This is a genomic window from Citrobacter sp. T1.2D-1 (assembly GCF_950098555.1).
GTDB classification, from domain to species: Bacteria; Pseudomonadota; Gammaproteobacteria; order Enterobacterales; family Enterobacteriaceae; genus Citrobacter_A; species Citrobacter_A telavivensis.
In genome coordinates this window covers 38,836-54,460 of record NZ_CATNHH010000012.1, presented here as the reverse complement: position 1 = coordinate 54,460, position 15,625 = coordinate 38,836, and the positions used below count along the sequence as shown (strand labels likewise).

At 54.7% G+C, this 15,625-nt stretch carries 12 protein-coding genes; 3 read left to right on the top strand and 9 right to left on the bottom strand.

The window, feature by feature from the left end:
* Positions 1–4: 4 nt before the first annotated feature.
* The 3 genes from feoA to greB form a co-directional block, all read right to left on the bottom strand.
* The gene (feoA, locus tag QQZ17_RS11735) at positions 5–232 is read right to left on the bottom strand and encodes a ferrous iron transporter A (RefSeq protein WP_012908346.1); all 228 of its coding nucleotides are present in this window, start codon (positions 230–232) and stop codon (positions 5–7) included.
* Positions 233–607: 375 nt separating this feature from the next.
* Entirely contained in the window at positions 608–2,926 is a 2,319-nt protein-coding gene (locus QQZ17_RS11730; protein WP_152400291.1) for a Tex family protein, read from the bottom strand.
* A gap of 98 nt (positions 2,927–3,024) precedes the next feature.
* On the bottom strand, positions 3,025–3,498 hold the full coding sequence (gene greB / locus QQZ17_RS11725) for a transcription elongation factor GreB (protein ID WP_152400289.1): 474 nt from the start codon (positions 3,496–3,498) through the stop codon (positions 3,025–3,027).
* A gap of 226 nt (positions 3,499–3,724) precedes the next feature.
* Between greB and ompR the strand changes: the two genes are divergently transcribed.
* Together ompR and envZ are read left to right on the top strand one after the other, a co-directional pair.
* Entirely contained in the window at positions 3,725–4,444 is a 720-nt protein-coding gene (gene ompR / locus QQZ17_RS11720) for an osmolarity response regulator transcription factor OmpR (RefSeq protein ID WP_001157751.1), read from the top strand.
* Positions 4,441–5,793: a two-component system sensor histidine kinase EnvZ gene (gene envZ, locus QQZ17_RS11715; RefSeq protein WP_152400287.1), complete on the top strand. Its 1,353-nt coding sequence runs from the start codon at positions 4,441–4,443 to the stop codon at positions 5,791–5,793. Before ompR ends, envZ begins: the two co-directional genes overlap by 4 nt.
* Before the next feature lie 114 nt (positions 5,794–5,907).
* On the opposite strand, the gene pckA is transcribed toward envZ, so the two are convergent.
* From pckA to igaA, 5 genes are all read right to left on the bottom strand, one after another.
* Positions 5,908–7,527 carry a phosphoenolpyruvate carboxykinase (ATP) gene (gene pckA, locus QQZ17_RS11710; protein ID WP_152400285.1) on the bottom strand — a complete coding sequence of 540 codons (1,620 nt, stop codon included), beginning with the start codon at positions 7,525–7,527 and terminating at the stop codon, positions 5,908–5,910.
* Positions 7,528–7,900: 373 nt separating this feature from the next.
* Positions 7,901–8,779 carry an Hsp33 family molecular chaperone HslO gene (gene hslO, locus QQZ17_RS11705; protein WP_152400283.1) on the bottom strand — a complete coding sequence of 293 codons (879 nt, stop codon included), beginning with the start codon at positions 8,777–8,779 and terminating at the stop codon, positions 7,901–7,903.
* 24 nt (positions 8,780–8,803) lie between these two features.
* Positions 8,804–9,205, bottom strand: coding sequence for a ribosome-associated heat shock protein Hsp15 (hslR, locus tag QQZ17_RS11700; protein WP_152400281.1), 402 nt, complete (start codon positions 9,203–9,205; stop codon positions 8,804–8,806).
* Positions 9,206–9,215: 10 nt separating this feature from the next.
* Positions 9,216–9,884 carry a GMP/IMP nucleotidase gene (gene yrfG, locus QQZ17_RS11695; protein ID WP_152400279.1) on the bottom strand — a complete coding sequence of 223 codons (669 nt, stop codon included), beginning with the start codon at positions 9,882–9,884 and terminating at the stop codon, positions 9,216–9,218.
* A gap of 65 nt (positions 9,885–9,949) precedes the next feature.
* A complete protein-coding gene (igaA, locus tag QQZ17_RS11690) occupies positions 9,950–12,082 on the bottom strand; it encodes an intracellular growth attenuator protein IgaA (protein ID WP_152400277.1) in 2,133 nt (710 codons plus the stop codon).
* Positions 12,083–12,406: 324 nt separating this feature from the next.
* Between igaA and nudE the strand changes: the two genes are divergently transcribed.
* Positions 12,407–12,967: an ADP compounds hydrolase NudE gene (nudE, locus tag QQZ17_RS11685; RefSeq protein WP_152400275.1), complete on the top strand. Its 561-nt coding sequence runs from the start codon at positions 12,407–12,409 to the stop codon at positions 12,965–12,967.
* Positions 12,968–13,055: 88 nt separating this feature from the next.
* On the opposite strand, the gene mrcA is transcribed toward nudE, so the two are convergent.
* Positions 13,056–15,608 carry a peptidoglycan glycosyltransferase/peptidoglycan DD-transpeptidase MrcA gene (gene mrcA / locus QQZ17_RS11680; protein WP_187697495.1) on the bottom strand — a complete coding sequence of 851 codons (2,553 nt, stop codon included), beginning with the start codon at positions 15,606–15,608 and terminating at the stop codon, positions 13,056–13,058.
* Between the last annotated feature and the right edge of the window lie 17 nt (positions 15,609–15,625).

The following is a 15,625-nucleotide window of genomic DNA, read 5'->3' as shown; positions in this document are numbered from 1 at the left end:
TGTATTAACAGGAAACCGCTTCCACTTCTAATAATGCCAGGTCTTTTTTACGCAATACCAGGCTGACGCGACGCGTTTCAATATGAACAGGATCGCCTAAGGGGGCGACGCGGACCACGTTAAATGAGGAACCCGGAAGCATGCCGAGGGAAAGCAGTTTCTGACGGTATGCAGGACTTATTTCACGGGCAAAGCCGGTAATTTTCCACGCAGTATCTGGAGTAAATTGCATAAGAACCTACTTGTTTCTTGCTAACTGGATGTTTACCTCATGGGGCAAAGTGGTGCGGCATGAGACCAGATGATTAGTCAACGAAGGAAAGACTAAATATTCTACAATACAATGATAATGAGAATGGTTTTTATCTTCAACCGATTAAATGTGACGGAATGTTGGTTTGAATAATAATCTGCGCCATTTTTGATATGGCTCAAAAATAATAACCGCCAGGTGAAATGATTTGAATTCTTAATAAATTAACGTTGTTAATGTTTAATTAAGGTTTCATCTGTTAATGAGGTGAAAAATAGAGTGAGGTGGTGAGAGGGAACCGTGTAAATATGCCGGATACGGTGTTGCCACCGCCATCCGGCGCACAATTCAGACTTAACGTTTCTTACCCATTGCTGCCGCCAGCGCATCCATCATCGCGCTGTTGCCTGCGGGTTGCGCTTCACGACCACGCGGTTTTGCTGCTTTCGCTGCCGGACGGTCGTTTCCGCCGCCGCCACGACGGGCATTGGTTTCACCCGGCTGTTCGTCCAGGCGCATCGTCAGGGCAATACGCTTGCGCTGCAGGTCAACTTCCAGCACTTTCACCTTCACAATATCGCCTGCTTTCACCACGGTGTGCGGATCGTCGACGAACTTGTTCGACAGCGATGAGATGTGGACCAGACCATCCTGGTGAACGCCGATATCCACAAACGCGCCAAAGTTGGTGACGTTGGTGACTGCGCCTTCGAGAATCATCCCCGGCTGCAGATCGTTCATGGTTTCCACTCCATCGGCAAACTGCGCAGTTTTGAACTCCGGACGCGGATCGCGCCCCGGTTTCTCCAGCTCTTTGATGATGTCGCTGACGGTCGGGACGCCAAACTTGTCGTCAGTAAAATCGACGGCTTTCAGATTGCGCAGTTCGCTGCTGTTGCCCATCAGGTCTTTCAGGGCCTGTTGAGTTGCCGCCAGAATACGCTCCACGACCGGATACGCTTCCGGGTGAACCGTGGAAGCATCCAGCGGATTATCACCGTGGTTAATGCGCAAGAAGCCCGCACACTGTTCGAAGGCTTTCGGCCCCAGACGGCTGACTTTCAGCAGTTGCTGACGATTCTGGAACTGACCGTTCTCATCGCGCCAGGCCACAATATTCTGTGCCATCATGCGGGTCAGACCGGCCACGCGGGTTAACAGCGGAACCGATGCCGTGTTCAGGTCGACGCCGACGGCGTTTACACAGTCTTCCACCACCGCATCCAGCTTACGGGCTAGCTGCGTCTGGCTGACATCATGCTGATACTGACCAACCCCGATCGATTTCGGATCGATTTTCACCAGCTCGGCGAGTGGATCCTGCAGGCGACGCGCAATGGAAACCGCGCCGCGCAGCGAGACGTCGAGATCCGGGAACTCCTGGGCTGCCAGTTCAGACGCGGAATAGACTGACGCCCCGGCTTCGCTGACGATCACTTTCTGCGCCGTCACTTTCGGGAACTGTTTCTGTACGTCGAGGAAGAAGCGTTCGGTTTCGCGCGAGGCGGTGCCGTTACCAATCGCCACCAGTTCCACGTTGTATTTTTCGCATAGCGCCGCTACCACCACGGCCGCTTTCGCCGCCTGACCGGTATGGGGATAGATGGTATCGGTGGCGACCAGCTTACCGGTGCCATCCACCACCGCGACTTTCACGCCGGTTCGCAGACCCGGATCGAGGCCCATGGTGGCGCGCAGACCCGCCGGTGCCGCCATCAGCAGGTCGTGCAGATTACGGGCGAATACGTTGATCGCTTCGTCTTCCGCGCGTTCGCGGACGGTTCCCATCAGCTCAGTTTCGAGGTGCATTAACACCTTGATGCGCCACGTCCAGCTCACCACGCCTTTACGCCAGCTGTCTGCCGGCGCGTTGTTCAGACGCAGGCCGAGGTGATCCATAATGATCTGTTCGCAGTGGCTCTCTTTCGGCGGCTCATCAAACTGCGGATCGGCATTCAGCGAAAGCTGCAACACGCCTTCATTACGACCCCGGAACATCGCCAGCGCGCGGTGAGAAGGCACGGATGCGATCGGCTCGTGATGATCGAAGTAGTCGCGGAATTTCGCGCCTTCTTCTTCCTTGCCGCCGATCACGCTGGCAACCAGATGGGCATTTTTCCACAGATAGTCACGTACCTTCGCCAGCAACGCGGCGTCTTCGGCAAAGCGCTCCATCAGGATATAGCGCGCGCCATCGAGCGCGGCTTTGCTGTCAGCGACACCTTTTCCGGCATCGATATACTTCGCCGCTTCGGTTTCCGGATCGTGTGAGGGGTCGTTCCACAGCAGGTCGGCCAGCGGTTCCAGACCGGCTTCAATCGCTATCTGCCCACGGGTACGGCGTTTGGGTTTATACGGGAGATAAAGGTCTTCGAGTTCGGTCTTACTTAACGTGCCGTTGATGGCGTTGGCCAGCTCATCGGTCAGTTTGCCTTGCTCGGAAATGGACTTGAGAATAGCCTGACGGCGTTCTTCCAGTTCACGCAAATAGCCCAGTCGGGTCTCCAGATTACGCAGTTGCGTATCGTCCAGGCCGCCGGTGATTTCCTTACGGTAACGTGCGATAAACGGCACGGTGTTCCCTTCGTCAAGCAGGCGAACGGCTGCGGTGACCTGGTCGGCCCGGGCCTGAATTTCACCCGCAATAATGCGGCAGAAAGAATCATTCATCATGGATTGGCTTCATCTACTGAGTAAAAAATCAGGGAACAGTTATACGGATTGACGGGCAAAAACGCCAGTCATAGAGCGGGGCTTCGGATTGTTCCTGCTCATTTTACGTATTCGATCGCATTCACATACCAGCTCGCTTCCCCACCAGGCGTGTTGACCACCGCGAGATCGCCGACCTCTTTTTTCAGTAGCGCGCGCGCCATAGGTGAATCGATGGAGATATAATCTTTGCGACCGAAAATTTCATCGTAGCCGACAATCCGAAAGCGGCGGATGTCGCCATCGTCATTTTCGATCTCGACCCATGCGCCGAAAAACACTTTGCCTTCCTGCTGCGGGGAGTAATCGACAATCTTCAAATTCTCCATGCATTTGGTCAGATAGCGGACGCGCCTGTCGATCTCACGTAGCCGCTTTTTATTATACTGGTAGTCAGCATTCTCGCTGCGGTCACCCAGACTTGCCGCCCAGGTCACCTTCTTAGTGACTTCCGGGCGTTCTTCACGCCAGAGGTAATTGAGCTCGCTTTTGAGTTTTTCGTACCCTTCCCGGGTGATCAGAGGCGTTTTCATCTTATTGATTACCTTTAAGTCTGTGACGATGCGCACAATTCGTATTACGTCACCCTGCTAACAGAATAAATAATGTGCCGCGCGTTTCATTGTATACTTAAGCTGCTGTTAAATATGCTTTGTAACAATTTAGCCTGGAATTCATACCAGAATTTGCTGGTGGCGAACGTAAGCTTTTTTAAGAATACATATCTTCAATTGTTGCGAACCTTTGGGAGTACAAACAATGCAAGAGAACTATAAAATTCTGGTGGTCGATGACGACATGCGCCTGCGCGCGCTGCTGGAGCGTTATCTGACCGAGCAGGGCTTCCAGGTTCGAAGCGTCGCTAACGCCGAGCAAATGGATCGTCTGCTAACCCGTGAATCTTTCCACCTTATGGTACTGGATCTGATGCTGCCGGGTGAAGATGGGCTGTCTATTTGCCGCCGTCTGCGCAGCCAGAGTAACCCGATGCCGATCATCATGGTCACGGCGAAAGGGGAAGAAGTTGACCGCATTGTCGGCCTGGAAATCGGCGCTGATGACTATATCCCGAAACCGTTTAACCCACGTGAACTGCTGGCGCGTATTCGCGCGGTGCTGCGTCGTCAGGCGAACGAACTGCCGGGCGCACCTTCTCAGGAAGAGGCCGTCATTGCTTTTGGTAAGTTCAAACTGAACCTGGGTACTCGCGAAATGTTCCGCGAAGACGAGCCGATGCCGCTCACCAGCGGTGAGTTTGCCGTGCTGAAAGCGCTGGTAAGCCACCCACGTGAGCCGCTGTCCCGTGACAAGCTGATGAACCTGGCGCGTGGCCGCGAGTATTCCGCGATGGAACGTTCCATCGACGTACAGATTTCCCGTCTGCGCCGTATGGTCGAAGAAGATCCCGCGCATCCGCGTTACATTCAGACCGTATGGGGTCTGGGCTACGTCTTCGTACCGGACGGTTCTAAAGCATGAGGCGAATGCGCTTCTCGCCACGAAGTTCATTTGCCCGCACGCTGTTGCTCATCGTCACTTTGCTGTTTGTCAGCCTGGTGACGACCTATCTGGTGGTGCTGAACTTTGCGATTCTGCCGAGTCTCCAGCAGTTTAATAAGGTCCTGGCCTACGAAGTGCGTATGCTGATGACCGATAAACTGCAACTGGAGGACGGCACGCAACTGGTGGTGCCTCCCGCTTTTCGTCGGGAAATTTACCGTGAACTGGGGATTTCTCTCTATTCCAACGAAGCCGCTGAAGAGGCAGGACTGCGTTGGGCGCAACACTATGAATTCTTAAGCCATCAGATGGCGCAGCAGTTGGGCGGCCCGACGGAAGTGCGCGTAGAGGTCAACAAAAGCTCGCCGGTCGTCTGGCTGAAAACCTGGCTGTCACCCAATATCTGGGTACGCGTTCCGTTAACGGAAATTCATCAGGGCGACTTCTCCCCGCTGTTCCGCTATACGCTGGCTATCATGCTTCTGGCGATAGGGGGGGCGTGGCTGTTTATTCGTATACAAAACCGACCCCTTGTGGATCTTGAGCATGCTGCCCTACAGGTAGGGAAAGGCATTATTCCGCCGCCGCTGCGTGAGTATGGCGCGTCTGAGGTGCGCTCGGTGACCCGTGCCTTCAACCATATGGCGGCCGGAGTGAAGCAGCTAGCGGATGACCGAACGCTGCTGATGGCGGGGGTCAGTCACGATCTCCGCACGCCGCTGACGCGTATTCGTCTGGCGACGGAGATGATGGGCGAACAGGATGGTTATCTGGCGGAGTCCATCAACAAAGATATTGAAGAGTGCAACGCGATCATTGAGCAGTTCATCGACTATCTGCGTACCGGACAGGAGATGCCGATGGAGATGGCCGATCTCAACGCTGTGCTGGGTGAAGTGGTGGCGGCAGAAAGCGGCTATGAACGTGAAATTGATACGGCGCTACAGCCGGGCAGTATTCAGGTGAAAATGCACCCGCTGTCCATCAAGCGTGCGGTAGCCAACATGGTGGTTAACGCGGCGCGTTATGGCAACGGATGGATCAAAGTCAGCAGCGGGACAGAACCTCATCGGGCCTGGTTCCAGGTGGAAGATGACGGCCCCGGCATTAAGCCTGAGCAGCGTAAACACCTGTTCCAGCCGTTTGTGCGCGGCGACAGTGCGCGCAGCACCAGCGGTACCGGTTTAGGGCTGGCGATTGTGCAGCGTATCATTGATAACCATAACGGCATGCTGGAAATTGGTACCAGTGAGCGGGGCGGGCTCTCCATTCGCGCCTGGCTACCCGTTCCTGTGATCCGCGTCCAGGGGACGACAAAAGAGGCGTAAAAAAGGGAGGCGAAATGCCTCCCTTTGTTTTTCTGAATCGCCTGATGGCGCTGCGCTTATCAGGCCTACGTTTGTGTTGTGCCAGGCCTTATGCCGCCATCCGGCTCATTCGACTTACAGCTTCGGTCCGGCGCTTACCAGCGCTTCACCTGCTGGCGTATCCGTATATTTCTCGAAGTTCTCGATGAACAGTTTCGCCAGTGCGGTGGCTTTTTCCTGCCACTGTTCAGGAGACCCGTAGGTGTTACGCGGGTCGAGGATATGGGTATCCACACCCGGCAACTCGGTCGGGATCGCCAGATCAAACATCGGCAGATTGAAGGTTTCCGCATCGTCCAGAGAACCGTTCAGGATGGCATCGATAATGGCGCGGGTATCTTTGATGGAGATACGTTTGCCCGTACCGTTCCAGCCGGTGTTGACCAGGTAAGCCTGTGCGCCTGCGGCCTGCATGCGTTTCACCAGGACTTCAGCATACTGCGTTGGGTGCAGCGACAGGAATGCCGCGCCAAAGCAGGCGGAGAAGGTTGGCGTCGGCTCGGTGACACCGCGCTCAGTACCGGCCAGTTTGGCCGTGAAGCCAGACAGGAAGTGGTACTGCGTCTGGTTGGCTGTCAGGCGAGAAACCGGCGGCAGCACGCCAAAGGCATCAGCGGTCAGGAAGATCACCTTCGTGGCATGACCGGCTTTGGAAATCGGCTTAACGATGTTTTCGATGTGGTAGATCGGATAGGAAACGCGGGTATTCTCGGTTTTCGAACCGTCGTCAAAATCGATAGTCCCATCGTCGCGAACGGTGACGTTTTCTAACAGCGCATCACGGCGGATAGCGTTGTAGATTTCCGGTTCCGCTTCTTTCGACAACTTGATCGTTTTAGCGTAGCAGCCGCCTTCAAAGTTGAACACGCCGTCATCGTCCCAACCGTGCTCGTCATCGCCGATCAGACGACGTTTCGGGTCGGTGGAGAGGGTGGTTTTTCCGGTACCGGAAAGACCGAAGAACACGGCAACGTCGCCTTTCTCACCCACGTTGGCGGAACAGTGCATCGATGCAATGCCCTTCAACGGCAGCAGATAGTTCATCACCGAGAACATGCCTTTCTTCATTTCGCCGCCGTACCAGGTACCACCAATCAACTGGATACGTTCGGTCAGGTTGAAGGCGACAAAGTTCTCAGAGTTCAGACCCTGCTCTTTCCACTGTGGGTTTGTGCATTTCGCGCCGTTCATCACGATAAAGTCAGGTTCAAAACCTTCCAGTTCGTCATCGCTCGGGCGAATAAACATGTTCTTCACGAAATGAGCCTGCCACGCCACTTCAGTAATGAAGCGGACAGAAAGGCGGGTGTCGGCGTTTGCGCCACAGAAAGCATCAACGATAAACAGACGTTTACCGGAAAGTTGTTTGGTCACTAGCCCTTTCAGGTGCTGCCAGGTTTCCTGGGACAGCGGTTTGTTGTCGTTCTTGCCTTTTCCTTTGTCGGACCACCACAGCGTGTCACGCGTGGTATCATCACGAACAATGTACTTATCCTTCGGCGAACGTCCGGTGAAAATACCGGTATCAACTGCAACGGCACCCAGGTTCGTCAACACACCGCGCTCGTAACCTTCCAGGCTTGGGTCTAGCTCTTCCTGGTAAAGGGTTTCATAGCTTGGGTTGTAAACGATATCCTGAACGTCGCTGATACCATAAGCCTTGAGATCTTGCGGGGTTAATCGTTTCACGCGCATATCACTGCTCCTTAGCCAATATGTATTACCTGAAATAATAAGGTTTTTGTTGGGGTGTTAACCGCGACAAGGCTCATAGATTTACTTATCTGGACAAAATCACGATTGACTGAAAACGCTGTGACTCCAGTCACGAAGCGGGGCTTATTATGGCAGGAATGACTTTTTAGTTGTGTAAAATGTTCTTAAAAGGTTAAAAAATAGTATTTTTCACGGAGATGTTGTGAGTGTAATCGCATTCATGTGGAAAATTAACAAAACGCTTACATGTAGAATATCGATTCACCACGAAAGAAAATTTTAGCAAAAAGTGCGGAATATAGTGCGGACGGTCGGAGACGCATCGCGTCGTCCGACCGGTTCAGTATGTCGATCAGTGAACCTGCGGATCGGCAGGGGAGGCGTTATTGCGGATCTCGGCAATATCCATGGCGTTGAACAGGTAGTGGCTCCCGCAGTAGTCGCAATGCATATCGATTTCGCCTTCTTCCGCCAGAATGCTGTCTACCTCTTCGTCCGGCAGCGTTTTTAGCGCGCCGGCACAGCGCTCGCGTGAGCAGGTGCATTTGAACTCAACGTTCTGCGGATCGTAAAGGGTGACCTCTTCTTCGTGATACAGACGCCACAGCACCTCGTTGGCCGGCAGGGTCAGCAACTCTTCAGACTTGATGGTTTCAGTCAGCGTAGCCAGATGAGTAAAGTCATCCGCCTGCGCATCCTGCGCCGGCATTACCTGCAGCAGCATCCCGCCCGCAGCGGCTTTCCCGTCGACTTCGCCAGTGCGAATAAACAGACGGGTCGGCAACTGCTCAGAGCGCATGAAGTAATTTTCCAGACATGCCGCCAGCGTATCGCCTTCCAGTCCGACAACGCCCTGATAACGTTCGCCCTCTTCCGGCGTAATGGTAATCACCAGATAACCATTACCGACCAGGGTTTTCAGGTCTGCATCTTCCGGGATATCGCCCTGGACGCGCGCTACGCCGCGCATCTGCTGATTGTTGTTGCCGTTGATCACCGCAAGGCTCAACGGACCATCGCCCTGGAGCTGAACGGTAATGTCACCGGCGAACTTCAGCGTTGCCGTGAGCAGGCTGGTGGCGACCAGCAACTCAGCCAGCACAGTTTTCACTGGCTGCGGATACGTATGGTTTTCGAGGATCTGTTGCAGGGTTTCCGATACGGTTACCAGTTCGCCACGCACGGCAAAGTTTTCAAACAGATAGCGGTGTAATTGGTCATGTTGCGGCATAATCATCTCTCTTGCGGGTGACAGTTACTCACTGTCGCCGTGTTTAAAACGTAACAGGTCGCGGCGTTCTTTTTTGTCCGGTCGTCTGTCCGGGTGCGGCATGGTCAGGGCGTTAAGCTTACGTGCCAGCGCCATTTTTTCGCGTTTTGCTACGCTTTCCGCTGTCTCTTCATACAGAGTGACGGCTTCGCTGGCCGGGCGACGCTGCTCGGCGATCGCTTTGATCACCACCGTTCGCTCGTCATTGCCCTGACGCAGCGTTAACGTGGCGTTCAGTTCGACTATCTTGCTCGGCTTACTGCGCTGTCCGTTGTAGTGAACTTTCCCGCCGTCCACCATTTCGCGGGCCAGCGCGCGGGTTTTATAAAACCGCGCAGCCCACAGCCATTTATCCAGTCTGACCTCAACAGAGGGCTTTTCTTTCATGGCGTCTCCTTCACATCAGTGAGGGGATCAGTCGACGGTAGTCATTCAGTGACGGATGGCGCACATACTGTTTTTCCGCAACGCCAGAGTCGGGGTTAGTCACGCCGAGGCAATAACGAATACCAAACTTCGCGGCAGCGTCGAGAATGGGTTCGCTATCGTCAATAAACAGCGTTTTTTCTGCACTCATTCCCGTCTCATCCGCCACGGCGCGCCATAACCGCTGATCCTCTTTGGGATATCCAAATGTGTGGGTAGAAAGTAATAAATCAAGGTGTGAAGCCAGACCGGTATGCTCCAGCTTCACGGCCAGATTATGCGGATGCGCGTTAGTCAACAAAATCCGCCGTTTACCGCAGGCTTTCAGCGCATCTAAAAAGGGGACTGTATCATCACGCAACACGGCACGCGGCCCCATTGCGGTGGTCATCGCGCAGATATCCAGGCCCAGACGGTCGCTCCAGTAATCAAGACAGTACCAGTTTAGCGTATGCTGCACGGCATGATATTCCTGACGGATGCGTTCCTGCGCTTCCTGTGGCGAGATCCCGTTCTGTGCCCCATAGGTTTCAGGCACCAGTTTTTGCCAGAAGTAGTTATCAAACGCCAGGTCGAGCAGCGTGCCGTCCATGTCTAACAGAACGGTATCCACGTTCTGCCAGGCAATATCAATATGCATGGGAACTCTCCAGAATAAAACGCGATGCGGCACAGGGTAGCACACCCGGTGCCGCAGACATGTTATCAGATGAGGCTTTCCGGAGAGCTGATGAGCTTCGGATTCAGGCAGCTTTCATAGTACTGCTGAATCTCCATCAGGCGGGTGCGATGGCGCTGATAGCGGCGGAATGCCTGTACGCCATTATAGAGTGCGCAGGCCAGCATCGTCAGCATCAGCAGTGTGGTGCCGAGGTAACGCCACAAACCGGAACGATCGGGAATGCGATGCAGGCCGATATGCTGCGTGCCATTGGCGTCAGTATAAATATTGGTGACAATCCCTTCGGCGCTAAACGGCGTGTTCATCAGCATTTGCGCCAGTCGCTGGAAGGCACTCCACTGCTCCTGCGCCGGGTAGTCATACAGCGATACGGTCGGCCAGGGTTGATCGACCAGATCGCTGCCTTCATCGCTGACGATCAGGAATCCACCGGGGGCGGGGCTGTTCAACGACTGGGCGGCGCGGGCCGTTTCGCGGGTAATAAAGGGCGCGGTCGAGGTGGTGACCAGGTTGTCGAGCGATTCTGCGCTGACAGGACGCAACAGAACGTTAACGCCGTCCAGTTTGCCTGCGTTGGCTCGTTTCACCAGCGCGCTCCAGTCTTTGCTGTTTCCCAGGTTGACCAGCGCATTTTTGAGGCGCACGCATTCATCTTCTGCTGCGCACAAATCAGCGGTTTTCAGGACGATATCGCCAAAGTCATCTAACAACACCATGCCTGACTTCTGAATGGCGGAACGCAAGGCCGCACTGACGCGGGAGTCATCTTCCGGCTTTGGATGCAACTGACGGTTAACGGCCTGCGAGAGCGCGGTGGCTTTGTTCACCAGATCGGATTCCGGCAACGGCAGCGCGGGGGCGTCATTCCAGATGATTTGCGAGCAGTCAAACGGCATAAACGGTGAGTTGGTTTGTGCGCTCCAGGTGCCCTGCGCATGAATATTACACATGCCAGTACCGCGAAGGTTCAGGGTGTCGCCGACGCGCACACCTGATTGTTCGAGCTGTTTTACGCTGGTTGCTTCGATAGTCTGCGCACCCTTCATCCATGACAGCGTGAACTTAATCGGCATATCGAGCGGGATCCAGAACAGCAGCATGACAAGCACCAGCAGTGAACCACCGGCGATAATCGTGCTGCGCACCCAGTGTTGCAGCGGGAAGTTTCTCACCTCGTCATGCAGGGATAAAAATCGCCCCTGCCGCACGACGTGGCGATCGAGATAAATATCAATATCCGTTTGCTGACCGAGATCCTGCGCAATGTAAGGCTGCCAGTGAGTTGGATAAACCAGGTCGATAATCCCCAGCGAGATATTGTTTATCTGCTCCTGGTCATTTTCACCAAACAGTCCCCAGCGGCGCGGCGTTCCACGCAGACAGTGAATTTCGCGCAGCGCCGTTTTCGACGGCGGAGCGAATAGGCCCCACAATCCTGCCGCCAGCAACAGTACGGCTCCGCCCACCATCCACGGCACAAAGACGTCCGGCGTGACCAGACAGAAAAAGAACAACAGGAAGGCGGCGACTATCAGCAGCGCTTCGCGAAAACCGGCCGGGCGGCTGAGTGCGTACTCTTCATGCGTCTCCTGACGAATATTCAGCAGTTCAATCTGCTCGCTTTCTTCACCGCGAATCGACGCCTGTGTGGACGTGGTGGGCTGCAGCGCATAGCCGCGTGCTTCCTGCATATACTCTTGCAGGGAGTGACCATTCAGCGAGATAACCAGCGGCAGCGTGTCGGTGTGGATCAGTTCAACGTTGTTTTCATCGTTAATGTACTGTTCCCAGAAAGGCGGCAGGTGAACCTCAACGGAATCGAGGTAGTAGCGCCATTTATTGGGATCGTCCGTAGTGATGCCGTAGCGGGTGATCGAGTGGGTCAGAATGATGACGCTATTGCTTTCAGCATTCAGCGTCAGGGAAACAGGCGCTGCGCTGGCACCCGTTGGACCGGGTACCCGCTGGATTTGGCTCAGGCTATCAAGATAATTTTCAACGGCACTGCGTTCTTCAGGCGTAAGCTTGCGCGTCGCCGCCTCTGAGAAGGCATTCGTCCACGGCAGTTTTCGCCGCCTGGCCCGGACGTTAAGTCGCCACCAGGCCAGCAATGCGCAGGCCAGCAACGCCGCTAAAAAAATCAGAATGGTGCTCATGCTTTCCCCATCTTACTTAATCTGTCAGGCGTGGTCAGTCGCACCCTGTCACAATAAACGTGATTCCGTGGTTGGCTATCGGCAAGCATGGAGTTGAACTTGAGCATTTTTCAGCGCATCCCAGTGAGTGCTGATGATAGCAAAATCTGCAAAAACGGAATATCAGCAAATTCCTGGACCTATTTCAACCTATTGACTTTTAATTTGAAACAGGAATTATATTTTTATTAGGTTACATAAATGTAAATAACTGGCAATTCACATTGCCGAAACCGTGTTGCGTACCGCACAATAACAACAGATTTCACGGCATAGATTCTCACGATGAGCAAATCATTACAAAAACCCACCATTCTGAACGTCGAAACGGTTGCGCAGTCGCGGCTATTTAGCGTTGAAAGCGTGGACCTCGAATTCAGCAACGGTGTGCGTCGCGTTTATGAACGAATGCGTCCTTCTACCCGTGAAGCAGTAATGATTGTCCCGATTGTAGACGATCATATGATCCTGATTCGTGAATACGCAGTGGGGACGGAGTCCTATGAGCTGGGCTTTTCCAAAGGGTTGATTGACCCCGGTGAAAGCGTGTTTGAAGCGGCGAACCGGGAACTGAAAGAGGAGGTCGGTTTTGGGGCAAACGATCTGACCTTTTTGAAAAAACTCAGCATGGCGCCATCTTACTTCTCCAGCAAGATGAACATCGTGGTGGCGGAAGACCTTTATCCCGAGTCGCTGGAAGGCGATGAGCCAGAGCCGCTGCCACAGGTGCGCTGGCCGCTGGCGCATCTGATGGATCTGTTGGAAGACCCCGATTTCACCGAAGCGCGAAACGTGAGCGCATTGTTCCTCGTGCGCGAATGGTTGAAAGGGCAGGGGCGGTTGTAGGGCAAATAGCGGTGTAGGCCGGATAAGGCGTAGCCGCCATCCGGCGATAATACCAGCAGTAAAAAAGGCGCCTTAGCGCCTTTTTTATTTAGAACAACTCGTGTGTCTCACCACCGTCAGTGATGGTCGTCCCCACCTCATGCACCGCCTGCTGTGTCGGCTGCGTGCCTTCGATGAAATATTCTGCACGGCTGTTACCGCCGTTCGCCAGTTGCCCGGTACTGCGATCGATATTGACCGTGACGATACCTGGTGGTGGCGTCAGCGGCTCTTCAGGAACCCCTTCCAGCACCGCTTTCATGTAGGCATCCCATGCGGGTTGCGCACTCTTCGCGCCACCTTCGTAACCGGAGATCTGATCTTTGATCGCGCCAGAGGCGGTGGTGCGTCCCAGATCACGGCGGTGGTCGTCAAATCCAATCCACACGGAGGTGACCACCCCCGGGCCGTAGCCGGAGAACCAGGCGTCTTTCGAGCTGTTGGTCGTCCCGGTTTTACCGCCGATATCGTGGCGATTCAGATCGCGGCCCGCACGCCAACCGGTGCCCATCCAGCCTGGTTCGCCGAAGATGTTGGTGTTCAACGCACTCTTAATCAGGAAGGCCAGCGGCGTGTTGATCACATGCGGCGCATACTCTTGCGCCCCGGTCTGCGCCACTAACGCCTGATTTGCCTGCTCCAGCTTGGGCATTGGCACGGCGGCGTTTTGCTGTTCACCAGAGATAGCGACATCTTCCACATTGCTGTTTTCCAGCACGTTGGATTTCTGCGTATCACCGTAAATCACCGGAATATCGCATTCCGGACAAGCAATTTTCGGCTTCGCTTCGAAAATCACACCGTTCTGGTCCGTTTCAATCTTGCTGATGAAATACGGGTCGACCAGGAAGCCGCCGTTCGACATCACCGCATAACCGCGCGCCACCTGCAGCGGGGTAAAGGATGCAGAGCCCAGCGCCAGGGATTCGGTATGTACAATGTTTTGTGCCGGGAAGCCGAACCGTTGCAGATATTCCGCCGCGTAGTCCACGCCCATTGCTCGCATGGCGCGTACCATCACCACGTTTTTCGATTCACCCAGCCCCTGACGTAAACGAATCGGGCCTGCGTACTGCGGTGGTGAGTTCTTCGGACGCCAGTCGGAACCGGCACCAGCATCCCAGCGGGAGATAGGCACGTCGTTCAACATGCTCGCCAGCGTCAGACCTTTATCCATCGCGGCGGTGTAGAGGAACGGCTTAATGTTAGAGCCGACCTGACGCAGTGCCTGGGTGGCTCGGTTGAACTTGCTCTGGTTAAAGTCAAAGCCACCGACCAGCGCCAGCACGGCCCCGTTTTTCGGATTGATAGAGACCAGCGCGGAGTTCACATCCGGAACCTGCGCCAGCCACCAGGCTTCGCCCATCTTCCGCACCCAGATCTGCTGACCAGTCTGCACCGCGTCGGTTACTTTACGTGGCGTCGGCCCCTGCTGGGTATCTGAGCGATAAGGACGCGCCCAACGAATGCCATCCATCCGCAGAGAGACCGAGGTGCCATCTGCCAGAGTCGCCGTCGCTTCCTGCGGGTTTGCACTGGTGATCACCGCAGGCAGCAGCGGCCCGTAGGTTGGCAACGCTTTCAGCGTGTCGGTGATTTTCTTACTGTCCCACGCGGTTTCACCTACTTTCCACAGTACGTTGGCCGGGCCGCGATAGCCGTGGCGCATGTCGTAGTCCAGTACGTTATTGCGTACCGCCTGTTGCGCAGCCTGCTGTACCTTGCGGGTAATGGTGGTGTAAATGCGATAACCGTCTTCATAGGCGTTTTCGCCGTAACGGCTGTACATCTCCTGACGCACCATTTCTGACAGATACGGGGCGGAGAAGGCGATTTCTGGCGCATGATAGTTGGCGTCGATCGGCTCATTACGTGCCTGATCGTACTGCGCCTGGGTGATGTACCCTTCGCTCAGCATACGCGATAGCACCACGTTGCGGCGCGCGGTCGCGCGGTCCATCGAATAGAGCGGGTTAAAGGTGGAAGGCGCTTTCGGCAGACCGGCAATCACGGCGATTTCACTCAGATCAAGCTGGTCGACGGATTTACCGAAATAGACCTGCGCCGCCGCACCGACGCCATAGGCGCGGTAACCGAGATAGATCTTGTTCAGATAGAGTTCGAGGATCTCATCTTTGCTCAGCAGTTGCTCAATGCGGATTGCCAGGAACACTTCCTTAATCTTACGCATCAGCGTGCGTTCGGGGCTAAGGAAGAAGTTTCTCGCAAGCTGCTGGGTGATGGTACTCGCCCCCTGAGAGGCGTGGCCGGAGAACAGCGCGACGCTGGCCGCACGGAAAATCCCCACCGGGTCAACGCCGTGGTGCTCATAGAAGCGACTGTCTTCTGTGGCGATAAAGGCTTTGACCATTTCCGGCGGGATCTGACTGAGCGTCACCGGAATACGACGTTTCTCACCATATTGCGCGATGAGCTCGCCATCTGCGCTGTAAACCTGCATCGGGATCTGCAAACGCACATCTTTAAGCGTCGCGACGTCAGGTAACTGTGGCTCAATATAGCGATAGAGGCCATAAATCGAGCCTGCTCCCAGCAGGATGCAACATACTGCAAGGATCAATAAATACTTTACGAACTTCACCGGAGATTTCCCATTTA

Bases quoted from the DNA above. Each gene is read 5' to 3' on its own strand.
- nudE (WP_152400275.1), top strand. From the start codon at position 12,407: ATGAGCAAATCATTACAAAAACCCACCATTCTGAACGTCGAAACGGTT.
- hslO (WP_152400283.1), bottom strand. From the start codon at position 8,779: ATGCCGCAACATGACCAATTACACCGCTATCTGTTTGAAAACTTTGCC.
- envZ (WP_152400287.1), top strand. From the start codon at position 4,441: ATGAGGCGAATGCGCTTCTCGCCACGAAGTTCATTTGCCCGCACGCTG.
- ompR (WP_001157751.1), top strand. From the start codon at position 3,725: ATGCAAGAGAACTATAAAATTCTGGTGGTCGATGACGACATGCGCCTG.
- QQZ17_RS11730 (WP_152400291.1), bottom strand. From the start codon at position 2,926: ATGATGAATGATTCTTTCTGCCGCATTATTGCGGGTGAAATTCAGGCC.
- feoA (WP_012908346.1), bottom strand. From the start codon at position 232: ATGCAATTTACTCCAGATACTGCGTGGAAAATTACCGGCTTTGCCCGT.
- pckA (WP_152400285.1), bottom strand. From the start codon at position 7,527: ATGCGCGTGAAACGATTAACCCCGCAAGATCTCAAGGCTTATGGTATC.
- igaA (WP_152400277.1), bottom strand. From the start codon at position 12,082: ATGAGCACCATTCTGATTTTTTTAGCGGCGTTGCTGGCCTGCGCATTG.
- hslR (WP_152400281.1), bottom strand. From the start codon at position 9,205: ATGAAAGAAAAGCCCTCTGTTGAGGTCAGACTGGATAAATGGCTGTGG.
- greB (WP_152400289.1), bottom strand. From the start codon at position 3,498: ATGAAAACGCCTCTGATCACCCGGGAAGGGTACGAAAAACTCAAAAGC.
- yrfG (WP_152400279.1), bottom strand. From the start codon at position 9,884: ATGCATATTGATATTGCCTGGCAGAACGTGGATACCGTTCTGTTAGAC.